The 24,642-nt window shown below is 63.1% G+C and carries 24 protein-coding genes and 1 tRNA gene; 17 read left to right on the top strand and 8 right to left on the bottom strand.

Annotated features, from left to right (window positions below):
* The first annotated feature begins 174 nt into the window (after positions 1-174).
* Entirely contained in the window at positions 175-723 is a 549-nt protein-coding gene (locus KTQ37_RS13655) for a hypothetical protein (protein WP_218631077.1), read from the top strand.
* Here the strand turns inward: KTQ37_RS13655 and KTQ37_RS13660 are convergent.
* Positions 660-1,178 (bottom strand): hypothetical protein, encoded by a 519-nt coding sequence (locus KTQ37_RS13660; protein WP_218631101.1) that lies wholly within the window; start codon positions 1,176-1,178, stop codon positions 660-662. The genes KTQ37_RS13655 and KTQ37_RS13660 overlap by 64 nt on opposite strands.
* On the opposite strand from KTQ37_RS13660, the gene sufC reads away from it, so the two are divergent.
* The 7 genes from sufC (at position 1,083) to KTQ37_RS13695 (ending at position 7,934) form a co-directional block, all read left to right on the top strand.
* Positions 1,083-1,853: a Fe-S cluster assembly ATPase SufC gene (gene sufC, locus KTQ37_RS13665; RefSeq protein WP_218631078.1), complete on the top strand. Its 771-nt coding sequence runs from the start codon at positions 1,083-1,085 to the stop codon at positions 1,851-1,853. The two genes, KTQ37_RS13660 and sufC, sit on opposite strands and share 96 nt — an antisense overlap.
* Positions 1,853-3,145 (top strand): SufB/SufD family protein, encoded by a 1,293-nt coding sequence (locus KTQ37_RS13670; protein ID WP_218631079.1) that lies wholly within the window; start codon positions 1,853-1,855, stop codon positions 3,143-3,145. Before sufC ends, KTQ37_RS13670 begins: the two co-directional genes overlap by 1 nt.
* A gap of 1 nt (position 3,146) precedes the next feature.
* Positions 3,147-3,638, top strand: coding sequence for a YIP1 family protein (locus KTQ37_RS13675; RefSeq protein WP_218631080.1), 492 nt, complete (start codon positions 3,147-3,149; stop codon positions 3,636-3,638).
* Positions 3,635-4,225, top strand: coding sequence for a YIP1 family protein (locus KTQ37_RS13680; protein WP_218631081.1), 591 nt, complete (start codon positions 3,635-3,637; stop codon positions 4,223-4,225). The genes KTQ37_RS13675 and KTQ37_RS13680 overlap by 4 nt, the downstream gene beginning before the upstream one ends.
* 11 nt (positions 4,226-4,236) lie before the next feature.
* Positions 4,237-5,457 carry a cysteine desulfurase gene (locus tag KTQ37_RS13685; RefSeq protein WP_218631082.1) on the top strand — a complete coding sequence of 407 codons (1,221 nt, stop codon included), beginning with the start codon at positions 4,237-4,239 and terminating at the stop codon, positions 5,455-5,457.
* A 130-nt stretch (positions 5,458-5,587) separates the two neighbouring features.
* Positions 5,588-7,291: a tetrathionate reductase family octaheme c-type cytochrome gene (locus KTQ37_RS13690; protein ID WP_218631083.1), complete on the top strand. Its 1,704-nt coding sequence runs from the start codon at positions 5,588-5,590 to the stop codon at positions 7,289-7,291.
* Positions 7,284-7,934 (top strand): cytochrome b/b6 domain-containing protein, encoded by a 651-nt coding sequence (locus KTQ37_RS13695; RefSeq protein ID WP_218631084.1) that lies wholly within the window; start codon positions 7,284-7,286, stop codon positions 7,932-7,934. Before KTQ37_RS13690 ends, KTQ37_RS13695 begins: the two co-directional genes overlap by 8 nt.
* A gap of 114 nt (positions 7,935-8,048) precedes the next feature.
* Here KTQ37_RS13695 and KTQ37_RS13700 read toward each other — a convergent pair whose 3' ends face one another.
* Both KTQ37_RS13700 and KTQ37_RS13705 read right to left on the bottom strand, forming a co-directional pair.
* Complete coding sequence (locus KTQ37_RS13700) at positions 8,049-8,609, bottom strand: YcbK family protein (RefSeq protein ID WP_218631085.1); 561 nt, start codon at positions 8,607-8,609, stop codon at positions 8,049-8,051.
* A gap of 95 nt (positions 8,610-8,704) precedes the next feature.
* Entirely contained in the window at positions 8,705-8,953 is a 249-nt protein-coding gene (locus tag KTQ37_RS13705) for a hypothetical protein (protein WP_218631102.1), read from the bottom strand.
* Here KTQ37_RS13705 and KTQ37_RS13710 point away from each other — a divergent pair.
* From KTQ37_RS13710 to KTQ37_RS13725, 4 genes are read left to right on the top strand one after another with little or no spacing between them, the layout of a single operon-like run.
* A complete protein-coding gene (locus KTQ37_RS13710) occupies positions 8,952-10,523 on the top strand; it encodes a L,D-transpeptidase family protein (RefSeq protein ID WP_236021225.1) in 1,572 nt (523 codons plus the stop codon). The two genes, KTQ37_RS13705 and KTQ37_RS13710, sit on opposite strands and share 2 nt — an antisense overlap.
* 46 nt (positions 10,524-10,569) lie before the next feature.
* Complete coding sequence (lpxD, locus tag KTQ37_RS13715) at positions 10,570-11,670, top strand: UDP-3-O-(3-hydroxymyristoyl)glucosamine N-acyltransferase (protein WP_218631087.1); 1,101 nt, start codon at positions 10,570-10,572, stop codon at positions 11,668-11,670.
* Positions 11,671-11,678: 8 nt separating this feature from the next.
* Entirely contained in the window at positions 11,679-11,954 is a 276-nt protein-coding gene (locus KTQ37_RS13720) for an acyl carrier protein (RefSeq protein ID WP_218631088.1), read from the top strand.
* 2 nt (positions 11,955-11,956) lie between these two features.
* Positions 11,957-13,165 carry a beta-ketoacyl-[acyl-carrier-protein] synthase family protein gene (locus KTQ37_RS13725; protein WP_218631089.1) on the top strand — a complete coding sequence of 403 codons (1,209 nt, stop codon included), beginning with the start codon at positions 11,957-11,959 and terminating at the stop codon, positions 13,163-13,165.
* Positions 13,166-13,224: 59 nt separating this feature from the next.
* Here the strand turns inward: KTQ37_RS13725 and KTQ37_RS13730 are convergent, their stop codons facing one another.
* Entirely contained in the window at positions 13,225-13,833 is a 609-nt protein-coding gene (locus KTQ37_RS13730; RefSeq protein WP_218631090.1) for an invasion associated locus B family protein, read from the bottom strand.
* A 428-nt stretch (positions 13,834-14,261) separates the two neighbouring features.
* On the opposite strand from KTQ37_RS13730, the gene KTQ37_RS13735 reads away from it, so the two are divergent.
* Positions 14,262-15,827 (top strand): helicase HerA-like domain-containing protein, encoded by a 1,566-nt coding sequence (locus tag KTQ37_RS13735; protein WP_218631091.1) that lies wholly within the window; start codon positions 14,262-14,264, stop codon positions 15,825-15,827.
* Here the strand turns inward: KTQ37_RS13735 and KTQ37_RS13740 are convergent.
* Complete coding sequence (locus KTQ37_RS13740; RefSeq protein ID WP_218631092.1) at positions 15,814-16,125, bottom strand: DUF6477 family protein; 312 nt, start codon at positions 16,123-16,125, stop codon at positions 15,814-15,816. The two genes, KTQ37_RS13735 and KTQ37_RS13740, sit on opposite strands and share 14 nt — an antisense overlap.
* Before the next feature lie 219 nt (positions 16,126-16,344).
* On the opposite strand from KTQ37_RS13740, the gene KTQ37_RS13745 reads away from it, so the two are divergent.
* The 3 genes from KTQ37_RS13745 to lipA all read left to right on the top strand — a co-directional run bounded on the left by KTQ37_RS13745 (position 16,345) and on the right by lipA (position 19,442).
* The gene (locus KTQ37_RS13745; RefSeq protein ID WP_218631093.1) at positions 16,345-17,457 is read left to right on the top strand and encodes a DUF6456 domain-containing protein; all 1,113 of its coding nucleotides are present in this window, start codon (positions 16,345-16,347) and stop codon (positions 17,455-17,457) included.
* A 56-nt stretch (positions 17,458-17,513) separates the two neighbouring features.
* Positions 17,514-18,413: a hydrogen peroxide-inducible genes activator gene (locus KTQ37_RS13750; RefSeq protein WP_218631094.1), complete on the top strand. Its 900-nt coding sequence runs from the start codon at positions 17,514-17,516 to the stop codon at positions 18,411-18,413.
* A gap of 78 nt (positions 18,414-18,491) precedes the next feature.
* Entirely contained in the window at positions 18,492-19,442 is a 951-nt protein-coding gene (lipA, locus tag KTQ37_RS13755; RefSeq protein ID WP_218631095.1) for a lipoyl synthase, read from the top strand.
* A 97-nt stretch (positions 19,443-19,539) separates the two neighbouring features.
* On the opposite strand, the gene KTQ37_RS13760 is transcribed toward lipA, so the two are convergent.
* A tRNA-Arg gene (locus KTQ37_RS13760) sits at positions 19,540-19,616 on the bottom strand.
* 140 nt (positions 19,617-19,756) lie between these two features.
* On the opposite strand from KTQ37_RS13760, the gene KTQ37_RS13765 reads away from it, so the two are divergent.
* Complete coding sequence (locus tag KTQ37_RS13765; protein ID WP_328799732.1) at positions 19,757-22,000, top strand: glycosyltransferase family 2 protein; 2,244 nt, start codon at positions 19,757-19,759, stop codon at positions 21,998-22,000.
* 5 nt (positions 22,001-22,005) lie between these two features.
* On the opposite strand, the gene KTQ37_RS13770 is transcribed toward KTQ37_RS13765, so the two are convergent.
* Both KTQ37_RS13770 and KTQ37_RS13775 read right to left on the bottom strand, forming a co-directional pair.
* On the bottom strand, positions 22,006-23,868 hold the full coding sequence (locus KTQ37_RS13770; protein WP_218631096.1) for a hypothetical protein: 1,863 nt from the start codon (positions 23,866-23,868) through the stop codon (positions 22,006-22,008).
* 1 nt (position 23,869) lies between these two features.
* Positions 23,870-24,550 carry a class I SAM-dependent methyltransferase gene (locus KTQ37_RS13775; protein WP_328799733.1) on the bottom strand — a complete coding sequence of 227 codons (681 nt, stop codon included), beginning with the start codon at positions 24,548-24,550 and terminating at the stop codon, positions 23,870-23,872.
* Positions 24,551-24,642: the final 92 nt, after the last annotated feature.

Raw genomic sequence — 24,642 nt, forward strand, 5'->3', positions numbered from 1 at the left:
TGGTCTCAGCGTTCGCGCCAACCCTTTGGGGGGGCAGCATTCTTTCCTTGCTTCCTGCTCAGATTGTTGCCGCTTCCGATACTGTTCGTCACGGCTCCGGCGTTCGTTCGCCGTATTTCTGGCGTAATCGCGTGATTTCTTTGTCCAAACAAGGAATTGGGGACGAAGCGCCGCATGTCTGTGTCAACGACGACGTTTGCCGAGCGACTGAAGCGTATCGAGGCAAGCCGCGAGAACGCGAAGGGCAACATCATCCTGCATGTCGGCGAAAACGAGATGCGCGTGCGCTCGCTCGAGGAAGTGCGGCGACCGTCGCGTGTCCGCGAACTGATGCAGGGCGCGCTCTATTCGCTGAACCTCGTTTGGGCCTTCCTTATCGGATTGTTCGCAGTGGCCTTCGTGGTCGCGTTGCAGGCGCATGTCTTCACGCTCCCGCAAACAGCGTCGGAGATGTTCGGCGACGGGCAGATCATCCTGTCGATGGCTCTGGGGACCTCCTTCGCCTATGTTCTGCGCTGGATTTTGCGTCTGCGCGGTCGCAGCCTGAACGTCGTGCAACTGGTCGCGGTGGGCTTTGCGGTTTGCTCGCTGCACAATCTCGCGTTTTGGATGCCCGAGGTGTCGGCCGTTCTCTTCACGCCGAGATGGGTGGAAATGTATCAGGCGTCGGCCTCGCCCGACACGTTCGTGTTCCGCGGCACGGTGATCGGCTTCGGCGTCTGACCGGCGTAGCGCTCGGCGCGGGCAGACTTGACGGCGCAAGTGACCGTAATTGGCGGCAGACAGCGCGGCATTCTCATCATTCTATGCGTTGCGCCCGGTTCGCCCCCCGGCACGTTGGCGCTGCGAGCCTTCTGACGAGACATACGCTGAACAAGCGCCCGGTAGGGGCGCTTTTCGGCCATTACGCTATGCGCGATGACCTCCGCAAAATCCAGCAATTCTCCGCTCCGACTGGAATGATCGGCCGAATGGCCGTATTCGAACTTCAACCCACTCCGATCCCGGCTGAACAGCTTGGCCGGATCGTGACAACCTACCTGCGTCCGCTTTGACCGGCGCCGAACATCGGGAACATAAAGATGCTTGAAATCAAGAACCTGCACGTCAAACTTGAAGAAGAAGACAAGGTCATCCTGAAAGGGGTGGATCTGACCGTCGAAGCAGGCAAAGTCCATGCGATCATGGGGCCGAACGGCTCGGGCAAGTCCACCCTGTCTTATGTGCTCTCGGGTCGCGACGGCTATGAAGTCACCGACGGCTCGGCCACGCTTGAAGGCGAGGAACTGCTGGATATGGACCCGGAAGAGCGCGCGGCGGCGGGCCTGTTCCTGGCGTTCCAATACCCGGTCGAGATCCCCGGCGTGGGCAACATGACCTTCCTGCGCACCGCAGTGAACGCGCAGCGCAAGGCGCGCGGCGAGGAAGAACTCTCGGCGGGTGATTTCCTCAAGCTGGTGCGCCAGAAGGCCAAGACGCTCAAGATCGACGCCGATATGCTCAAGCGTCCGGTCAACGTGGGCTTCTCGGGCGGTGAGAAGAAGCGCAACGAAATCCTGCAAATGGCGATGCTTGAGCCGCGGATGTGCATTCTCGACGAGACCGACTCGGGCCTCGACGTGGACGCGATGCGTCTGGTGGCCGAGGGCGTGAACGCGCTGCGCGACGAGAACCGCAGCTTCCTGGTGATCACGCACTATCAGCGCCTTCTGGACCACATCAAACCGGACGTGGTGCACATTATGGCGGATGGCCGCATCATCAAGACCGGTGGGCCGGAGCTGGCGCTTGAGGTCGAGAACAACGGCTATGCGGCAATCCTGGCCGAACACGGCATCGAGGGGGTGCTCTGATGACGGCGGTCGAAAAACAAACTCCGCTGGAGGCGCGTCTTGCGGCGATTGACCTGCCCAAGGGCGGCGCTTTCGCGGCCATGCGCGCCGATGCACTGGCGCGGCTGGTAGCGATGGGCCTGCCCGGGCGGCGCGACGAATACTGGCGCTATACCGATCCGGCAGCGCTGAACGCGCCGCTGGCACCCGCCGCCAAGCCTTTCGAGGCAAGTGACGAGACCCCGCTGTTTGATGGCATGGACCGCGTCAAGCTGGTCTTTGTGGATGGTGTTTTCGATGCCGAGGCCTCGGATTCTCTGGAACTGGCCGGGGTTGAGATCGCGCGTTTGGCGGAGGCGGAGACCGCCGACATCCACTGGGCGCAGGGACTTTACGGCATGCTGGAAACCGCCGGGCAGTCGCCCGTCGTGCGACCCTTCGCGGCGCTGAACTCGGCCGCTGCGAGCGACGGGCTGTTGATCCGCGTGACCGGCAAGGCCGCGAAACCGGTCAGCCTGATCTATGTGCACCGCTCCGAGACCTCGGACCCGATCCTGCACCACGTCATCAAGCTGGAGCCGGGCGCGGAATTCACCCTGCTTGAAAACGGCCCGGCGGGTGCGCGATTCAACAAGGTCATGGAGGTCGATGTCGGCGCCGGGGCGCGCTTCCATCACATCCGTGCGCAGGGCCGCGATCATGAGCGTCGCGCGGTGACGGGCATCTTCGCCCGCGTGGCCGAGGGCGCGCTGTTCAAGAGCTTCACGATGACCGTCAACGGTGTGCTGACGCGCAATGAATGCGTGATCGACATGGTGGGCGACGATGCGGTGGCCCATGTCGCCGGTGCGGCGCTTGGCGATGGCGCAAGCGGCGCCTTCCACCATGACGACACCGTCTTCATCACCCACGGCGCCGAGCGTGGCGAAAGCCGCCAGGTGTTCAAGAAGGTGCTCAAGCACGGCGCGGTCGGCACCTTCCAGGGCAAGATCCTTGTTAAGCCCGGCGCGCAGAAGACCGATGGCTATCAGATCAGCCAGTCGCTGCTGCTCGATGACGACAGCCAGTTCCTTGGCAAGCCAGAGCTTGAGATCTACGCCGACGACGTGAAATGCTCGCACGGGTCCACGACTGGTGCGCTGGATGAGACGGCGATGTTCTATCTCCGCTCGCGCGGGGTGCCGCATGAGGAGGCGACGGCGCTGCTGGTTCTGTCCTTCCTGGCCGATGCGATCGATGAGATCGAGGACGAGGCGCTGAAGGACGAGATCGTCGCGCGGCTTGAGGGCTGGCTGGCGCGGCACAGGGGCTGAGATGGCGGCAGTCGATGACATCCTGCGCAGCTACCGCGCGCCTCGGGTGGTGATGCGCGCGCATCTTGCGCGTACGCCGTCCGAACCGCGGGTGCTGACCTTCCTGATGGCCGCGCTGGTCGTCATCTTCGTCGCGCAATGGCCACGGCTATCGCGGCTGGCGTTCGAGCAGCCGGACCTGCCGCTGACCGGGTTGATGGTGGGAACCGGGATCGCGTTGGTCGCGACGATCCCCGCGTTCTACCTGCTGGCCGCCGTGGCGCGGCTGGTCGCCGGGGTCTTTGGCGGAACGGGCAGCTGGTATGGTGCGCGGCTGGCGCTGTTCTGGGCGATGCTGGCGGTGTCACCGCTGATGTTGCTTCAGGGGCTGGTTGCAGGATTCATCGGGCAGGGCGCGCAGCTTGTTCTGGTCAGTGGGTTGACCTTCGTGGCCTTCGTGCTGATCTGGGGCGGCTGCCTGCGCGTGGCCGAGTTCGAGGCGAGTGAAAAATGATTGCAGGGCTTGATCTGCGCCAAATGATCGTGCGGACCTTCCGCGAACCGCGCGTTGTCGCGCGTGAACTGATCGCGCTTAACCTGCCGCCGCGCGCGCGCGCGCTGGCGCTGGCGATTGTCATCGTGGTTTCAGCGGCGCTTGGCAGCTTTGCCGAGATCCTGTTCGCCTTCGTCACCGATCTCGATTTGGGCGAGCCCACAAGCCCGGTGCCGATGGCGCTCGCGCAGGCGGCGCTGATCCTTTACGGAGCATCGGCCATGACCGTCCTGGGCCGCAAGTTTGGCGGTCGCGGGCAGTTCCGCGATGCGTTGCTGCTGCTGACCTGGATGGAGTTTGTGCTGATCGTCGCGCAGGTCGTGCAGGTCTTGGTGATGGTGTTCTTTCCCGTCACTTCGGTCATCGCGATGATGGCGATGATGGTGCTGCTGTTCTGGCTTCTGGTGCAGTTCACGGCCGCGCTTCATGGGTTCGAAAATCTCGCCAAGGTCGCTTTCGGGGTGATCGTGGGCTTTCTTGTCAGTGCGATGGTCGCGGGAATGCTGATGGTGAGCCTTGGGTTCGTGCCTGTGCCCGTCACAGGCTGAGGAGACAGACAATGTATGATGTGGCCAAGATCCGGGCCGATTTCCCGATCCTGTCGCGGCAGGTGAACGGCAAGCCGCTGATCTATCTGGACAATGGCGCCTCGGCGCAGAAACCGCGTTGCGTGATCGACGCGATGACCCGCGCCTACGAGGACGAATACGCCAACGTCCATCGCGGTCTGCATTACCTCTCGACGCTTGCAACAGAGAAGTACGAGGGCGTGCGCGAGATCGTGCGCCGCTTCCTGAACGCGCCGAGCGAGGATCACATCGTCTTCACCACCGGTTCGACCGAGGCGATCAACCTTGTCTCCTACGCATGGGCCGCGCCGCGCCTTGAGGCGGGTGACGAGATCGTGCTGAGCGTGCTTGAGCACCATGCCAATATCGTGCCTTGGCATTTCCTGCGCGAACGCCAAGGCGTTGTGCTGAAATGGGTGGAGCCAGAGGCAGATGGCTCGCTTGATGCGGCGAAGGTGGTCGAGGCGATCGGGCCGCGCACCAGGTTGGTCGCCATCACCCATATGTCCAACGTCACCGGCACGCTGGTCGATGTGAAGGCCATCACCGAGGGCGCCCATGCCAAGGGCGTGCCTGTTCTGGTCGATGGCTCGCAGGCGGCGGTGCATATGCCCGTCGATGTAGCCGATATCGGCTGCGATTTCTACGCGATCACGGGCCACAAGCTCTATGGCCCTTCGGGGTCGGGTGCGATCTACATCCGCCCCGAGCGCATGGCCGAAATGCGCCCCTTCCTGGGCGGCGGCGATATGATCGACACGGTGACGCGCGATGCGGTCACCTACAACAAGCCGCCGATGAAGTTCGAGGCGGGCACTCCCGGCATCGTGCAACAGATCGGCATGGGGGTTGCGCTCGATTACCTTATGGGGATCGGGATGGAGAATATCGCCGCGCATGAGCACGATCTGCGCGCCTACGCCGAAGAGCGTTTCAAGGGCCTGAACTGGCTGAACATCCAGGGTAACGCGCCGCAGAAGGGTGCGATCTTCTCGATGACGCTGACCGGCGCGGCCCATGCGCATGACATCTCGACCATCCTCGACAAGCGCGGGATCGCTGTGCGCGCGGGCACGCATTGCGCGATGCCGCTGATGGATTGGCTGGGTGTTTCGGCCACGGCGCGCGCCTCGTTCGGGATGTATAACACCCGCGAAGAGGTCGATGCGCTGGTGTCGGCGCTTGAGCTTTGCCACGAGCTTTTCGGCTAAGGCGCGAACTGGCTGCGACCTGATGCCTCAGCCCTGCGGCGGTATTGTCGCATGGGCATAGCGTTCACATTCTCGTAATCGAATATATGGGAGGCATCCTTCGGCCATCTCCTTATTATTCGGAGCGAAGATGAAACACGCATTTTTTCGAACGGCCGTGCTCGTCTCGGCGGTCGTTCTGGGGGTAGGGGGCGCACTTGCGCAGCAAAGCCCCACCACAAATGAGACCGAGGTGGGGGCGCAGTCGCGCCCGGCGCCGGGCGCGCTTGCCGCGCGTATGAGCGATCCGGTGAAGGAACTCACCGCCGACCACACGAAATTCGAGATCCTCAAGGGCCCGTTCGCGTCGGGCCCCGAAGTGACCGCCGCCTGTCTGAGCTGCCACACGGAGGCCAGCAATCAGGTGATGCACTCGGTCCATTGGAAGTGGGAATATGAAAACCCCGCGACCGGGCAGGTTCTGGGTAAGGCCAAGGAGCTGAACGCGTTTTGTGGCAACGTTGCTTCGAACGAGACGCGCTGCACCTCGTGCCATACGGGCTATGACTGGGTCGATGTGCGCCAGCCGATGCCGGACGATCCGACCAAGGTCGACTGCCTCGTATGCCACGATACCTCGGGCCAGTACGCCAAGCAGGATAACCTTGCCGGCAACCCGCCGCTTGTGCCGGTCAAGGAGGGCGCCAAGACGATCACCGGGGCCAAGGCCTCGCCGGTCGATCTGGTGAAGGCGGCGCTGTCGGTGGGCGAGCCCTCGCGCCAGAACTGCGGCAACTGCCATTTCTACGGCGGCGGCGGCGATAACGTGAAGCATGGTGACCTCAGTTCGGCGCTGTTCGATCCGCCCAAAGCGGTCGATGTGCACATGTCGAAGGACGGTGCAAATTTCGCCTGCGAAGCCTGTCACGTCTCGGACAAGCACGTTCTCGCGGGCTCGCGCTACAATACAGACGTGGTCGACCCCCACGCGGACGAGCGCAAGCCGGGCGAGGCGCGTGATGTGGCCTCGTGCACCTCGTGCCACTCGGATGAGCCGCACGAAGGCCCGAACCCGGTGCTGGCGCTCAAGCTGAACGACCACACTGACCGGGTCGCCTGTCAGACGTGCCACATCCCCGAGTTCGCGCGCGGCGGCGTTGCCACCAAGACTTGGTGGGACTGGTCCACCGCGGGCAAGCTCAAGGATGGCAAGCCCTATGGCGAAGAGAACTTTACCCAGTCGGACGGCAAGCATCTTCATACCTACCTCTCGACCAAGGGCGATTTCGATTGGGCCGAGAACGTGGTGCCTTACTACGCCTGGTCGAATGGCGTCATGAGCTACACGCTGCCTGAAACCGAGATCGACCCCACGCAGATCGTCGAGATCAACTCGATCGGCGGCGAGCCGGGTGCCAAGGATGCGCGCATCTTCCCGTTCAAGAGAATGGGTGGCAAGCAGGCCTATGACACGGAACGCAACGTGCTGCTCTACAACCATGTCTACGGTCCGGGTGACGGCACGGCGCTGTGGTCCTATTTCGACTGGGAGAAATCGCTGAAGTTCGCGATGGACTATGTCGGGCTGGAGTATTCGGGCAAGTTCGACTTCGTCGAGACCTACATGTACTGGCCGATCACCCATATGGTGGCGCCCAAGGATGACGCGCTGAAATGCGACAGCTGCCACAGCGAGAATGGCCGGATGGCCAATGTCGCGGGCATCTACGTCCCCGGCGGCGGTATCGGGATCGGCGGCAAGCTTGGGCTGGTGGTGTTCCTGATGGTGGTGCTTGGCGTCGCCGGTCACGGGGTGCTGCGCCTGTTCGGTCGCAAGGGAGGCCATCATGGCTGAGCATTTCGTCAAGGTTTACACCCGCTTCAACCGCGTCTGGCACTGGTCGCAGGTGGTCTCGATCATGCTGCTGTTTTTCACCGGTGCGCGGATGCTCGGGTTTCACCAGTTGGGCCCCTTCGGCCTGGCGGTGACGGTGCACACGCTCGTGGCGCTGGCGCTTTTGCTGCTGTGGGCCTTCGCTACCTTCTGGCTGTTCACCACGGGCGGCTGGCGGCAGTTCATTCCGCGTCTGGCCGGGATGGTGAAGGTCGCGCGCTTCTACGCCTTTGGCGTGTTCAAGGGCGAGGAGCATCCCTATCACAAGACCTTCGAACGGCGGCACAATCCGCTTCAGGCGCTGGCCTATTTCGCGCTGAAGATGGCGCTGTTCCCGGCGATCTGGATCTCGGGGCTGCTGTATCTGAGCTATAACCTCTGGGGCGCGAATGATGCTCAGGCGTTCTGGCTGGGGCTGGTGGCGAATATCCACGTTCTGGCGGCCTTCGCCATCGCGGCCTTCGTCGTGGCGCATGTCTATCTGCTGACCATCGGCCACGGCTTCCGCGAGCATGTCCGCCCGATGCTCACGGGTTATGACCGCGTCGATCTGACGCCCGAGGCCGAAGCCTATCTGGGGCAGAAGGGCCTGCTCAAGGACTGATCCCCGACCGTATCGCGAACCCCGGCACCTCTGGCGCCGGGGTTTTCCTTTGTCCGCGCAAAGAGAAAGCGCCGCGAATGCGGCGCTGGTTTCCTGGCATCGGTCAGGGCTGGATCAGCCGCCCCAGGTGCGAACCGGGCCGCAATCCATATGCACGAAGTTCGAGCGGGTGTATTTGCCGACACCGCCAGCGTGGCACGCAGCAGCGGCCGCATACATCTGCGGCACCGAGCGCGACTTGAGGCGCAGGTCAGCGGCCATGCCTTTCATGTGCAGCGAATTCTTGGCGACGCCGCGCGACTTCGACCGCAGCATCGCGTTGGTCTTGGGCGAGCGGTAGCCCGACAGCATCATGTAAGGTTCGTTCACGTCCATCAGGCGATGCGAGGCAGCAGCGATGTCGATGGTGCGCGGGTCGATGACAGTTGCGTCGTTCGTGCGCCAGTCGCGCATGAAGTGGTTGATCTCTTTGAGGGCTTCCTTGATGTACTCGCCCTCGATCCAATAGACGGTATCGACGCTCTCGCCGGTCCGGCCCGAGTACATGCGGATGCGACGCACATCACCGGCGCCGCGGAGGATCCCGAAAGCGTTGCTCATCGTAGGGGCGGCCGTAACCATCGTCGCCGCAAAGACCCCAAGGAGCCCACGCCGGGTCGTCGTCATCATAGTCATATCGTTCGCCTGTCCTGCCTCATCGCTGTACCGTTATCTCGGCCGTGCGTAATTATTAATTCTCAAACGATGACAGTGTTATGCCATGACCTAAGTCACCTTCCAACAGTTGTTTTCGCGGTTTTGTGAGCATTTGTGAGGTTTCGGCGGTTTTTTGCGCAACTGGCGGGCTGTGGCGCGGCTGCATCGGTCGGCCTGCGGAAAAACTCGGCAGAAGCGGGTTCTGGGCAGGTGGTCTGGACAGTTCCGGCCTTTTGTTTGAACGTTGTTTTCAACGGGAGTTCATTCTTTTTCGGAGTTCTGATGTTGTCGGCATTCGGTTTGCGTCTTTCCACTGCGATCATGGTTGCGACCCTGGCCGTGGGCTTGGATGCGCCGCGTGCCGAGGCGCAGATGATTTCGGGCTATGCTCAGGCGATTGCCGAGGTGTCTTCGGCCGATACCGCGCTTTCAGCCTTCTACGCGCAGCGTAACTATGAGCCTATCTGGACCGGCGCAGATGATGCCGCGCGCCGTGCGGCCCTGTTCGGGGCGCTAGAGATGGCGGGGGCCCATGGTCTGCCCGCCGCACGCTACGATGCCGAGGGCCTGCGCGCCCAGTTCGCCGCCGTGCGTTCCGAGCGCGAGCGCGGGATGCTTGAGGTCGCGATGTCGCGCGCCTTCCTGACCTATGCGCATGACGTCTCGAACGGTGTGCTGGAGCCCAAGAAAGTCGATTCCGGCATTGTCCGCGAGATTCCCCGGCGCGATGGGCTGGTTTTGCTGCAAGGTCTGGTCGCTGCGTCGGATGAGCCGATGGCCTATATGCATGGCCTCGCGCCGCGCGGGCCGCAATATGCCCAACTGATCAAGGCGCGGCTGGATTTGCAGCGGCAGATCGCGCGCGGTGGCTGGGGGGCAACCGTGCCCGCCAAGGTGCTGCGCCCCGGAGACGATGGCCCCGCCGTCGTCGCGCTGCGCGAACGTTTGCAGGCGATGGGATACCTTGGGCGCTCGGCTACGGCGGTCTATGACGCCGAAATGCAGAAGGCCGTCCAGCAGTACCAGTTCGATCTGGGCATGACCGCCGACGGCGTTGCAGGCGAAAGCACCCTCAAGGAAATCAACCGGGCGCCCGAAGAGCGGATGAAATCCATTCTTGTTGCGATGGAGCGGCTGCGCTGGATGAACGGTCTTGAGCTTGGCGCGCGCCATGTTTGGGTGAATATCGCCGATTTCTCGGTGCGGATCTTCGATAACGGCAAGCAGACCTTCGAGTCGGTGACCGTTGTCGGGCAGAACCAGGCGGACCGCCGCACGCCCGAGTTCTCGGACCAGATGGAAATGATGGTCATCAACCCGACCTGGCACGTTCCGCGCTCGATCACGGTCAAGGAATACCTGCCGATGATGCAGCGCAATCCGAACGCGGCGGGACATATCAACCTGATCGACTCGCGCGGGCGGACGGTTCCGCGCTCGGCAGTGGATTTCGCGGCCTATAACGCGCGCAACTTCCCCTTCGCGATGAAACAGCCACCCTCGGATGGCAACGCGCTCGGGCTGGTCAAGTTCCTGTTCCCGAACCCTCATAATATCTACCTGCACGATACGCCCTCGAAGTCGCTCTTCGAGAAAGAGGTGCGCGCCTATAGCCACGGCTGCATCCGGGTGGGGCGCCCGTTCGATCTGGCCTATGCGCTGCTGGCGCTCCAAACAGATGACCCGGAGGGGTTTTTCAAGAAGGTGCTGAACACCGGCGCGGAAACCACGGTCAAGCTTGAAAAGCCCGTGCCCGTGCATCTGGTCTATTTCACCGCATGGCCCACTGCGCGCGGCAAGATGGAATACCGGCGCGATATTTATGGGCGCGATGCCGCGCTTTGGTCGGCGCTGGAAAACGCCGGGGTGGAATTGCAGCTGCTGGCGCATTAAATCGGGGTAGGGCGCAGGATGGTGCCCGCTTCGAAAGGTCCGGCTCATGGCGCAAACCGTTGAAACCATTGCCAAGGCGTTGAACGCCCGGGCGGAAGGCGATTTGCAGTTGCCGATCGAGGGCGCGTCCGAGCCCTCAGCTGCGGGCGAGCGTCAGATCGCCCTTGCGATGGACCCGAAATATGCGCCCGGCATTGCGCAGGGCAAGGCGCGTGCGGCAATCCTGTGGGAGGGAGCGGACTGGCAATCCTACGGTCTGAGCGCAGCGATTTTCGTGGCGCGGCCCCGGCTTGCGATGGCGGGCCTGTCGAAAGCCTTTGATCCCGGCCCCGAGATCGCCCCCGGCATTCATCCCACGGCCGTCATCGACCCCACCGCCGAGATCGGCGCCGACCCCGCCATCGGGCCCTTCGTGGTCATCGGTCGCGGCGTGCGCATCGGGGCGAATGCTCGGATCGCCGCACATGTGATGATTTCCGAAGGCGCGAAGATTGGCGCAGACGCGCTGATCCTTCAGGGCGCCAAGATCGGCGCGCGCGTCGTGATCGGTGATCGGTTCATCTGCCAGCCTGGCGCGGTGATCGGGGCGGACGGTTTTTCTTTCGTCACCCCCGAGAAATCCGGGATCGAGGAGATCCGCGAAACCCTTGGCCACCGCGATGAGATCCGCCAGCAAAGCTGGACGCGGATCCACTCGCTCGGCACGGTCGAGATCGGCGACGATGTCGAGATCGGCGCGAATGCCTGTATCGACCGGGGCACCGTGCGCGCGACCGCGATCGGGCGGGGCACCAAACTCGATAACCTCGTGCATGTTGGGCACAACGTTCAGGTGGGCGAGGATTGCCTGCTGTGCGGTCAGGTCGGCATCGCCGGCTCCACCCGGATCGGCAACCGCGTGGTTCTGGGCGGGCAATGCGGCGTGTCCGACAATATCTTCGTGGGCGATGACGTGATTGCAGGCGGCGCCACCAAGATCATGTCGAATGCGCCGGCGGGGCGCGTGCTGCTGGGGTATCCGGCGATCAAGATGGATACCCATGTCGAGGCGTGGAAAAACATACGCCGCCTGTCGCGATTGTTTGCACAAGTCTCAGAGCTTCGGGAAACTGTTACAAAATTGGCCCAGAAGGGGAGTGCGGAGTAACCCCACAGATGAGGCCCGACGTGCAAGACCAGATCATCTCCATCATCGCCCGTGAAGCGATTCTCGAGCCCGCCGCCGTTCATCCCGACATGACCCTCGACGAGCTTGGGCTGGACAGCCTCGGCCTTGTCGAAGTGATCTTCGCCATCGAGGAAGCCTTCGACATTTCGGTTCCCTTCAATGCGAACGAGCCGAGCCAGTCGCATTTCGACATCTCCTCGGTCGGTGCCATCGTGCGCGCGGTCGAGCGGATGATCGCAGGGCAAGCGCCCGCGGCCGCCTGAGAATGAGGCGAGTTGTCATCACGGGTGCGGGCACGGTCAATGCGCTGGCGCAGGACGTTCCCGGCACCCTGAAAGCCTTTGCAGAGGGCCGCTGCGGCATTGGCCCTCTGGATTTCCCGGATGTCGAGCGGCTGAGCGTGCGGATTGGCGCGCAGGTGCGTGACTGGACACCTGAGGCGCATTTCGAGCGCGCGCAGCTGACCCTGCTTGACCCTTTCGCGCAACTCGCGCTGGTCGCCGCGCGCGAGGCGATGGCGCAGGCCGGTCTGGGCAAGTCCCCCGGCGCGCCCGAGCGTTGGGGCGCGGTGATGGGCACCGCTGGCGGTGGCAACTCGACCGTCAATGACGCCTTCCGCACGGTCTTCGCCGAGGGCAAGAACCGGGTGCATCCGTTGACGGTTCCGCGCCTGATGAACAACGCGGCGGCCTCGCATCTGTCGATGGAATGGGGGCTGATGGGCCCGTCCTTCTCGGTCGCCACAGCTTGCGCGAGTTCGAACCATGCCATCGGCCTTGCGTTCCAGATGATCCGTTCGGGAATGGCCGATGGGATGTTGGCGGGCGGGTCGGAATCGATGCTGAATTTCGGCGGGCTGAAAGCGTGGGAAGGCCTGCGTGTCATGTCGCCCGATGGCTGCCGGCCATTCTGTGCGACGCGCAACGGGATGGTGCAGGGCGAAGGCGCGGGTGTCTTCGTTCTGGAAAGCTATGAAAGCGCCTCGGCGCGCGGCGCCGAGATCCTGGCCGAGGTGCGCGGTTTTGCGATGACCTCGGATGCCGGCGATATTGTGGCGCCCTCGGCCGAAGGGGCTGCGCGCGCGATCAGCGGCGCATTGGCGGATGCGGGCCTAGCGGCTGATGAAATCGGCTATATCAACGCGCATGGCACCGGAACCTCTGCGAACGACCGAACGGAATGCGCGGCGATCCACGCGGCGCTTGGCGCCTCGGCCGAGCGGGTCATGGTGTCCTCGACCAAGGCGATGCACGGCCACTGCATCGGCGGCACCGGCGCGGTCGAGTTGCTGGCCTGCCTGATGGCGCTGCGCGACGGGATCATTGCGCCCACGATTAACCATGTGCAGGCGGATCCGGACTGTGCGCTGGACATCGTACCCAATACCGCGCGTCAGGTGCCCGTGCGGGCCGCGCTTTCAAATGCCTTCGCCTTCGGCGGGTTGAACGCGGTCTTGGCCCTGTCGAAAGTCTAAAGAAAACGCCGCCCGAAGGGGCGGCGTTTATCGTTCAGATGCGGCGCTGAAAGCTCCGATCACTGATTGTCGGCATTGGCCTTCTCGACGGCTTCGTAAGCGGCAGTAAAGCCCTTGAGCGAAATCGCGAGCTGCACTTTCTTGTCGGGCGCGGCCATCGGTACGATGATCATCTGAAGCTGGTTGCCCTTCTTATAGGCCGCCAGTTCTTCCTCGGTCAGGCCGATGCGGCTCACGCAGCCCATCTGCGCGCAGAAGGTGAACGGGTAGTAGCGCGGTTCGGCTGTGTCGACGGCAAGCGAAACGTTCTGCGTCAGCATCGTCTCAAGCGGCGTGACGATGGTGGCGCCCGCTACGGCCTTGCCGCCCTTCGGCAGGGCGACCATGGCAATATCGGCCACGTTGTTGCCCTTGTCGTCCTTGAGCAGCTGGTACATCTGGCAGGGATCGTTGCCCTCTTCGGTACGCACGCACTGGATCGCCCAGTCGCCATGCGTCTCGGCGACATAGGTCGAGCCGGGGCCATCGGCCGCAGGCGCTTCCGGCGCGGCTTCGGTGGTCGCGGCGGGTGCCTCGGCGGCGGGGGCGGTCGCGTCTTGCGCCTGCGCAGTGACGGCCGCGAGGCTCAGGGTGAGGGCGATGAGGAGGGAGGTTTTCAGCTCGGTCATTGTTCTTTCCATCCGTTAGGAATTGCGCGCCTCTTAGCATGTCGGGCCCGGCAAGTCAGGGGAGAAATGCTCCCTCCGGGCTGGATCTGCTTGCCCAGGCAACCACAGTTGCGTGATCACGGCGGCGGAATAGAAAAAGGGCCCCGCAAGCGGAACCCTTTTCCATTTACCCCTGTCGGACTGGCCGACTTTCTCATTGCGCGAACGCTAATTCGGAAGAAACCATACGTCAACAGTCAATTCGATCAATCCAACCAGCTGTTTTGGCAGAAAAAAGCCGCGCCTTGTGGCGCGGCTAGTCCGACAGGGAGGAAGCGCCGCGCCACAAGGCAGCTTGTCTGCGCGACAGATGCATGGTGGCACTGGCGCGTTAAGTTAGTATTGTGCGCAGCGAACGCTATTGGCGTAATTTTCTGAGTGAGGGCAGCATGACCGGGGTATTGACTGACAAGGGTATTTTCGTGGGCGGAGGCGGCGAGGGTTATGCGACGCCGCAGGAAATGCTGCTCAAGTACGGCAATCGGCACGGGCTGATTGCAGGCGCGACGGGCACGGGCAAAACGGTCACGCTGCAAATTCTTGCCGAAGCGTTTTCCAGCGCGGGCGTTCCGGTCTTCATGTCCGACGTCAAGGGCGACCTCGCGGGGCTGGCCATGCCGGGCTCGGCCACGGCCAAGCTACATGACGCCTTCCAGAAGCGCGCCGATACCATCGGCTATGAACTGACCTATCGCGACTACCCTGTCACCTTCTGGGATCTGTTCGGCGAACAGGGGCATCCCGTGCGCACGACGGTGTCCGAGATGGGGCCGCTGCTGCTGTCGCGCCTGATGGGCCTGACCGACGCACAGGAGGGCGTGCTGAACATCGCATTCCACCTTGCCGATGCGGAAGGGCTTGCGTTGCTCGATCTGGCCGATCTGCGCTCGATGTTGGTGTATGTGGGCGAGAATGCCGACACGCTCTCGCTTCGTTATGGCAACGTCGCGACCGCGACGGTGGGTGCGATCCAGCGGCAGTTGCTGGTGCTGGAGAACCAGGGCGCGACGAAGTTCTTTGGCGAGCCCGCGCTCGATCTGGCCGATATGATGACGCTGGCACCCGACGGGCGCGGGCGGGTCAATATTCTCGCTGCGGACAAGCTCATGGCCTCGCCCCGGCTTTATGCAACCTTCCTGCTGTGGCTGTTGTCCGAGCTGTTCGAGGAACTGCCCGAGGTCGGCGATCCCGATCAACCGCGTTTTGTCTTCTTCTTCGATGAGGCGCATCTGCTGTTCGATGACGCGCCCAAGGCGCTGGTGGACAAGGTCGAACAGGTGGCGCGCCTGATCCGCTCGAAAGGGGTGGGCGTCTATTTCATCACCCAGAACCCGGCGGATGTGCCCGAGGGCATCCTTGGCCAGCTTGGCAACCGGGTTCAGCATGCGCTGCGCGCCTTCACCGCGAAGGACCAGAAGGATCTCAAGCGCGCGGCCGAGAACTACCGCCCCAATCCACGGTTCGAGACGGAAGAGGCGATCAAGGAGGTTGGCACCGGCGAGGCCGTGACTTCATTCCTTCAGGCGAAAGGTGTGCCGGGTGTGGTCGAGCGCACGCTGGTGCGCCCGCCGCAATCGCGCCTTGGCACGCTGGCGCCTGATGAGCGGCGCGTGGTGGTGCAGTCATCACCCTATGGGCTGAAATACGACAAGGCGATCGACCGTGAATCCGCGCATGAGATCCTGACGGCGCGGGCCACTGCGGCAGCCAATGAGGCCGCCGAAGCCGAAGCCCGCGCGGCGGAGGAAAAGCGGGAGCGAGAATTCCAGAAGGCGCGGCGCTACGAGTCGGGCAAGTCGCCGAAGGTCACGAAGTCCTCGACGACCCGGCGCAGTTCCTCGCGCTCGGATTCGGTCTTCGAAGCCTTCGGCAAGAGTCTTGCGCGTCAGATCGGAAACCAGGCCGGTCGGCAGATTGTGCGCGGGGTCCTCGGGTCGCTGTTCAAATCGCGCTAAGCTGGGGCTGCGTAGCCGGGGTGTGCGGCAGCAGCCGAGCCTCGGCCATCACGGCGATCAGCAGGTCGACATGGCGCGAGATGCTATAGGCGGCATCGCCCTCCTGGCGGGCCGCCTCAAGACGGGCTTCCTCATCGAGCAGGCGCGCCAATGCGTGCTCGGGCGCTGGCGGTGCGGGGACGCGCATCAGGCGGCGCAGGTCGCGCGCGCGGCTATAGTCGCGCTGACCGAAGCGCGCAGCGCGGATCAACAGGCGCGGGCGGCGCAGCGCGGCGATTTGGGTGGCGAGTTCGGTCATGGGCATGTCTCCGGGTTGTCTTGCGGAAAAGTGGCACAACCTAAGCGGGTGTTGCGGATTCGACCGCTCAACCGAACGCCGGGTTTCCAGATCTTTAGAAATTTTAAAGAAATCTCGGGATCGTTCCGTTTCTTAACGGACAGGTAACCAAAGCAAACCACGGTTAAGCGGGAAGGATTGCGGCGTATTCCAATGACTTGCGCCACATTTGGGGAACGAATGACGATGACTGTATCGGTCAAGGCGGAGCTTCCCGCCTGGCTGCCCGATTATGCCCGGCTCTATCTGCGCCACGTCGAGGAAGGCGTGCCGATCAGGGAACTAGCGCGGCGCGAGGGGTGTCACGCCTCGACCGTCCTGCGCCGGGTGCGTCGGGTTGAGTCGCGTCGCGACGACCCTTTGGTCGATGAGGCGCTAGCGCAGCTTGGCGCGCGTTCGACCCCCGATTCCCGCTTGGCCGATCAGCACAAGGACCAGGCGTCAATGACTGCAACGATCCGCACCCCGGAGATTCCGGCCGATGAAGAGATGCTTGCACGCGAGGGGCGCCGGATCTTGCGCCGTCTGGCGGAGCAGGGCGCGCTCCTGATCGTCGCGGGCGATATGGACAAGGCCGTAGTGCTGCGCGGCACGGTACGCACCGCCGTTCTGGAGCGCGCCGTGGCGCAGGCCTTCGCCTTGCAGGACTGGATCCAGGTCAAACATGCAGGCCGGGTCACGAGCTACGAGATCTCGATGGCCGGGCGCGCCGCGCTCAAGCGCATGATCGAAGAGGACGCCTCAGCCTGCGGGGATACGCCCGAGGGCGAGGGAAACCCCTTCGGGGCGCAGCACCGCGACTGGGGCACGCGCGAGGTTCCCGCCGAGGAAGGCCGCCGCCGCCGGATGCGCGCCAACCTAGCTGAAAGCCCGCTTGGCGTGCTTGCCCGTCGGCGCGATGCGAATGGGCAGCCCTTCCTGACGCATGAACTCGTCGCGGCGGGAGAGCGCCTGCGCGAGGATTTCGAACTGGCGCAGATGGGGCCGCGCGTCGCCCAGAACTGGGAGCGGTTCATGACCGGCGGTGACCGTGGTCAGTATCGCCCCGACCTCGGCCATGGCGGCGGGTCTGAGCGCGCGCGGGATCGCGTGGCGGCGGCGCTGCGCGATCTGGGGCCGGGCCTTGGCGATATGGTTCTGCGCTGCTGCTGCTTTCTTGAGGGGCTTGAGGCGGCCGAGCGGCGCCTTGGCTGGTCGGCGCGTTCGGGCAAGATCGTGCTGCGCATCGCTTTGATGCGGCTCAAGCGGCACTATGACGAGACATATGGAGGGGCCTCGCCGCTGATCGGATAACGGTAACTTCCATCAATTGAAATTGCGCGCGGCAGCGAATGCGATAAGTGTTCGTTATGAACATCACGCTTCGCCAACTCAGCTACCTTCTCGCGATCGCGCGCACGGGCTCGTTTTCCCGCGCGGCCGAGTCGGTGCATGTCACGCAGCCCGCGCTGTCGATGCAGATAAAGGAACTGGAGGCCGAGCTTGGCCTTCAGCTCGTCGAGCGCAGACCGCGCGAGGCGCGCCTGACCCGTGCGGGGCGCATGGTCGTTGCCCGGGCTGAGCGGATCGAGGCCGAGCTGCGGGCGCTCCAGGCCGAGGTGCGGACGGGCAGGGGGCAGGTTAACCTCGGGGTGATCCCGACTATCGCGCCCTATCTGCTGCCGCGCGCCTTGCCGCAACTGCGCGCGCAAACCGAGGGGCTGCGCCTGCGCGAGGCGCGCACCGAAACCCTGCTATCCGAAGTCGCCTCCGGGCGCCTCGATGCGGCGATCATCGCAACGCCCGCGCCCGAATGCCACGAGGAGATCCTGTTCGACGATTGCTTCCTGTTGGCCGGAACACCCGAGTTGCTGGACGAGAATCGGGGCCTGCCGCCGAACGCGCTCGACCCCGGCGAGTTGCTCTTGCTTGAAGAGGGGCATTGCCTTGCCGATCAGGCGCTGGCGCTCTGCGGGCTGACGCGCGCGGCGCAGACGGTTGATCTGGGCGCCTCCTCGCTATCCACGCTTTGCGCGTTGGTCGGGCAGGGGATGGGGCTGACTCTGATGCCCGAGATCGCCGCCTCGGTCGAAACGCAGGCCACCCCGGGCATCGCCCTTTTGCGTTTTGCCGAACAGCCGCACCGCACCCTGCGCCTTGTGCGCCGCCGGGACTGCCCCGACTGCGGGCAGTGGTTTGCACCCTTGGCCGAGGTTTTGCGCAGCGAAGGGCGGGCCTTGCTGGCCGAGATCCGCGCAAGCTTTCCCTGAGGTGTTCCGTAACGGCATTGCCTGACGGACCGTTTGGGCCTATCTAGGCGAAACAGCCCATATGAGGGGGAATACACCGTGCGCGAATTCAATATCCCCGGCCAGCGTCACCCGGAAAAGGCCCATAAGCCGGACCAGAGCCAGCCGAAGAAACCCGACTGGATCCGCGTCAAGGCGCCGACCTCGCAGGGATACAAGGAAACGCGCGACATCCTGAAGTCGAACAAGCTGGTTACGGTTTGCGAAGAAGCGGGCTGCCCGAACGTCGGCGAGTGCTGGAGCCACGGCCACGCCACCATGATGATCATGGGCGAGATCTGTACGCGGGGCTGTTCGTTCTGCAACGTCGCCACCGGCAAGCCCGACGCGCTTGATACGTTCGAGCCGGGCCGCGTCGCCCATGCGGTGAAGACGCTTGGCCTCAAACATGTCGTCATCACCTCGGTGGACCGCGACGATCTGGATGACGGTGGGGCCGAACACTTCGCCCAGACGATCCGCGCGGTGCGCCACCGCTCGCCCGAGACGACGATCGAGATTCTGACGCCCGACTTCCTCAAATGCGATGATCGGGTGCTTGAAGCGGTGGTCGAGGCCAAGCCCGATGTGTTCAACCACAACCTTGAAACCGTGCCCGGGCTTTATCCGACGGTTCGCCCCGGTGCGCGCTATTTCCACTCGCTGCGGCTGCTTCAGCGCGTCAAGCAGCTTGACCCGACCATGTTCACCAAATCGGGCATCATGGTCGGCCTGGGCGAGGATCGCCAGTCGGTCCTGCAGGTCATGGATGACATGCGCTCGGCCGATATCGACTTCCTGACGATCGGTCAGTATCTGCAACCGACGCCCAAGCACCATCGGGTGGACCGCTTCGTCACGCCCGAAGAGTTCAAGGACTATGAGAAAGCCGCCTATGGCAAGGGCTTCCTGATGGTCTCGGCGACGCCCCTGACGCGGTCGAGCTACCATGCCGGCGATGACTTCGCCCGCCTGCGCGAGGCGCGACTGAAAAAGCTGGGCCTGTCCTGAGCGATGCACGAAAGGGCCGGAAACGGCCCTTTTTCTTTGCACATCAAATGGATGCCGCGGATGGGCCGATGGCAGGTCTTTGAGATCGTTGGAGGTTTGGCGCACCCAAGAGGATTCGAACCTCTGACCTCTGCCTTCGGAGGGCAGCGCTCTATCCAGCTGAGCTATGGGTGCCTTGCTGGTGATATAGACGAGGCACATACCCCCTGCAACCGACAAAATGAGACGCACCCGGCGATGCAGCCGCACGTTGTGAAGCCGCGCGGGGGCGTTTAGTTTGGCGCGACAGGAATAGGCGGATCGGAAGTTCAGCGGTGCTTTTGTTTGGGGAAATGTGTTCGGTCTCGGCGGGTGGTGTGACGCTGCTCGACGCGGTCGAGCGCCCGGTGGATGACGGAACGCGCCGGGTATCTCTTTATTTTGCCGCTGGAACGGATGTCGCGCAGATCGGCTTTGGGCCGGGGGTGGAACTTCTGTCCACCGCTTGGGTGATGTCGGCCCCGGTTCTGCAGGTCAGGATTGCCGAAGGCGCGCCGCTTGAGTGCGTCTTTGGTGCGGTTCGTCTTCGGGTAACGCCGTTTCGCCCGGACCTCGGCCTGCTGCGCGGCAAGAACACCTTCGCGGCCGTCCGAAATGGTGAGAGCGCCGAAACCATTGTTGACTGGCTGGCCTATCACGCAGCAACGCAGGGGCTGGACGGGGCAGTCATTCTCGACCGTTCGCCGCCGGGGGAGGATACGGCCTTCGATGCCGCGCTAGAGGGCGCTCTGGCGGAGAGCGCGCTTGTGGTGATGCTGCTCCGCGCGCTGCTTCCGCTTGGCAAACGCAGCCAGCCGCCCGAGCAACACCCCTATTGCGCCCCGGAAAGCCCCGGCAGGGACCGGATGGACCTGCCCGAGCCAGACCCGTGGCGCGCCCCTCTGGGTGAGGTGATCTGCTATGAGATCATGCGCCAGCGCTACCTGGGACAAGCGCGCGCCGTGGCGAATGTCGAGGTGCATGACCTGCTGGAGGCGCCGGAGGGGCGCTCGGTCTTCGATGCGGCCGTCGCGGCTGACACCGGGGTTGTCGCGCTGGCGGGGCGCTCGGCCTACCCTTGGCGCGTTCGTGCGGGTGACCCCATCAGCTTTGGCGACCATATCTGCGTGCAGTTCGACGCCAGCAAGGTTTGGAACCGCTGGTGCATCGCGCCTTCCAAGGCCAGCCCGCAGGCGGTCTGGCGCATGACACGGGTGGGCAATGCGGCGGCCGACCCGCGCGTTCCGGCCTGGCGCTTCCACCGCTGCATGAACCTGCGCCACCCGGTGGAGACCATCGCCAGCATCGTCCCGCGTGCCGCACTGATCGAGGACGCGCGGCTTCTCGCGCTGGCCGAGGACGCCTTCGAGCACAGGCCTATTCGCATGCCCGCCCCCGAGACATCCTTGACGCCGGGCAAGACTGGCCGCCGCGCCATCGTGACCACGATGAAGAACGAGGGTCCGTTCATCCTCGAGTGGCTCGCTTATCACCGCGCGATCGGCTTCGACGATTTCCTGATCTACACCAACGACTGTACCGACGGGACCGCCAGCTTCCTGAGCTTGCTAGAGCGCAAGGGCCTCGTGCAGCATCGCGATAACCCGTTCCGCGCGATGGATATGCGCCCGCAACACGCCGCCCTTGCCGTCGCAACGGATGAGCCGGTGATCGGCAAGGCCGCCTGGGTGACCTGTATCGACGTCGATGAGTTCATCAATATCAAGGTCGGGGACGGCACTCTGGATGCTCTGTTCGCCGCGGTGCCCGAGGCCAATCTGATTTCGATGACCTGGCGGCTGTTCGGTAACGCAGACACTGCGGATTTCAACGACGCCTTCGTGACGCAACAGTTCACCCGCTGCGCCCCCGAGTTCACGCCCAAGCCGCATCAGGCCTGGGGCTTCAAGACGCTTTTTGCCAATGTCGGGATTTTCCGCAAGCTTGGGGTGCATCGCCCCAAGGGCTTCTCGGCGCAAAAGCTGGATAAGATCCACTGGGTCAACGGCTCGGGGCGACCCCTGCCTGAAGGCGAGTATCGCGGCGCGTGGCGCTCAAACGTCCAAACCTATGGCTACGACCTCGTGCAACTCAATCACTATGCCGTCCGCTCGGCCGAGAGCTTTCTGGTCAAACGCGATCGGGGCCGGGTGAACCATGTCGAGCGCGATCAGGGCCTCGCCTATTGGTTCCGCATGAACAATAATGCGCAGGAAGATCTCTCGATCCAGCGGGCGCTGCCGAAGGCGCAAGCCGAGATGCGACGCCTGCTAGCCGACCCCGAGATCGCCGCCGCCCATGCCGAATGCGTTGCCGCGCATCGCGCCAAGATCACCGAGCTACGGGCCGATCCCGGTTACGGCGCATTCTTCGACGAGATCACCAGCCAGAAGATGCAGCGCCTCTCGCGCTTGCACGGGCATTTCGGGGCGAATGTGTTTCTGGCGGGGCCGACCTGCATTCCCGATGAGATCGCCGCGAAGGATCCTGCCGAACGGTTCTTCTTCACTGTCGAGCGGCAAGAGACGGTCCATTCCTGAGCGGGTCAGTCGCTGCCCGCACGGCGGTGTTGCTTGAACAGGGCGCGCAAGCGATCGGCGCGTTCGTCTTGGCCACGCCGGGTCAGATACCCCGCCATCTCCTCGCGATAGATGAATAGGCTTCTGCGTGCGCGGATCATGCGGGCGAAGGATACTTGGTCCAACTGACCCTCGACCGCGCTTTCGATGACGGGCTTTAGAAAGCCCATCCGATTGAGTGCAAGCGCTGTCTTATGACCTAGGCCCGGTGCGCGCATGGCTGTGGTATTGGGCCCCTTAAGCCGCAGAATGTGGCGTCGGTCGGGTGCGTTGAAGGGGTCATAGATCAACCAGACCTTGCTGGCCGTGGCAATGCTCTGCGCGGCGTCCCCGTATGGTAGCGAGCAGTCGGCACCACGCCCCTTGGCGAAGCGGCGTTCCCACGGCACCAGAGCGCGGTCCAATGTGCTTTGCGGGCTAAAAGCGATGACAGTTGCGCCAGGGGATAGCGCCGAGAACGTCAGCGCGCCAAAGCCACCCATCGACGTTCCGGCGAAAGTGACACGCGCGAAGCGCTGGAAGAAGCCGCGATCCGCCTGCTCTTGGAAGAAGGTTATCAGTTCTGCATCTCGCAGCCAGTCGGGCCGCTGCGAGATGATGCCCAGATGCGACCAGCCATTGTCTGCGCAAAACTTGGCCGCCCAAGGATTTCGCTCCGGGCGCGTGTCGCCCACGTTGTGTAGATTGTCGAAGGTCACGACAAGCTGATCGGCACCGCGATCAACAAAGCTGGCCCCGTGGTGGCCGAGCCATTGGAAGTAACCCTTGTGCGGACCGGCGGGGCAAATCTCATCGAACCAGATCGGATAGGCCGGAACAGGTTTCGCGGGCGCTGGTTGGGGAGCTGGCGGCTTCGGTGTTGCAAGAGCAGGTTCGCTACTTGGGGCGAGGGTTTGAAGAGCCCGTGCCAGCGCGAGCGCCCCGGCATGTGCGCGTGCCGCGACACGCAGGGGTGACAAGGCGTCCTCGCTTTCGGTGTCGTTGAGGTCGTTTAGGTCGAAAAGGGCACTCTGATCGGGCAAATACGTTGCCCGGATCGCCTCGTTGTCGCTGGCGACCTGCTCCATGATGTGCCGCCGTTCCGACAAAGAAAACGTATCGCGCGACGAGAACAGCAGAGGATCCTCCATCTTGCTGAGCTCCCGGATCAATTGTCGTGGGTTTGCATGTCGATCATAGGCGATGCGGCCCAGCATTTCCGTCAGTTCAACAGAGAGAGAAGGGTTCGAGTGGCTGGCCTGACGGTCGAACCCGTCAAGAGAGCTTAGTCCCAGATGTTCGGACGCAAAATCCTCGACGATGTCTCCGCCTCTGAAGCGCTCGCGCTCGAAGGGGCGGATGATCATGTTCTGCACACCGAAGATCTCTGCGTAGGTATCCAGAATGGCCGAATAGCTCAGCTTCGGCATATGTCCGGCCAAAAAACCTGGTCGGTCCAGTTTGACCAACCCGTTCTTGGCGAGTTGCTTGTAGATTGCTTCGGCATAGAGATCTTGGCGGCGCAGGTAACAAACGACACGTGTCTGAGCGCGCAGAGCCTCGGGAAAGCTTCTGCGCAATCTCCGTGCGACGATAATGCGAAACATGATTTCGCTTGAGACCACATGAACCGCATCTGGTGTGACCTCATGCTCCGCAACAATAGCGTCGAGCAAAGCAGTCTCTTCGCGCTGCGCCACGGCCATGGGAAGCGGGTTGTGCGCGATGTGCGAGCGCCCCGCGCGCATGTAGTTAATACCCTGCGCCCGAAGGCGTTCTTCGTTGGTATGGAGGAACCCCTGAAGCGAGGTGGTGCCTGTCTTCGGAGAGCCAATGTGCATCACAAGCATATCATGTACTCATCAGCTTGAATCCAAGCGCCTGCCCCCAGTGCAGATGACATCCGACACAGCGAAACCCGTTTTGGTCGTAGTCGCGCAAAGCCTCTCGCGCTGTGTGGAACGCTTCTGAGTAATGGGGGTCGGCGGCCATTTCCGGCATCATCGGATTGAGTAGCAAGAAGACGCTCCGCCGTGAGATACGGCACATCTCATCAACAATCTTCAACCAGTCCCGCGGGTGGCAGTAGTGCTCAATCGCCTGCATGGAAATAACGTAGTCGAAACTGGCTGTCTCTACGGGATAGGGCGTTATGCCCGCATCGAACAACTGCATCGGGATGTTGATAGACTCGATTATAGGTCGGTAGGGCCAATCCTCCAGCACGCCACCGCTTGGAACAGGCAACCCATAATCGTCGAACGCGCGCGAGAAGCTCTGGTCGTTGATATCGCGATAGATTGCACGTTCGGCCTGCGTTTCCCCGCTGACCATATTCACATAGTCATTTCCGACGACTTTATGACCGTAGTGGCGCAAGACCTCAAGAATAGCGCCATGGGCGGTCGATAATTCCAGTATGCGCTGCGGCTTTCCGGACATGAGTTCGGGAAGGAACAGACTGACCCGATTCATCGCCCTTCGTATATTCGTTTTCCGGTTCAGGTACTTCCGCTGCGGTCGGCGGGCCATGCCACGCCAGACATCTGCTGTGACCCCCGATAATTCCTCCAGTTGATGCTAGAGTCCGACCCAACAGAAGGATCGGACCATGAAGCCATCGA

This window comes from Sedimentimonas flavescens (assembly GCF_019264375.1).
In the GTDB taxonomy this organism is placed as follows: Bacteria; Pseudomonadota; Alphaproteobacteria; order Rhodobacterales; family Rhodobacteraceae; genus Rhodobacter; species Rhodobacter flavescens.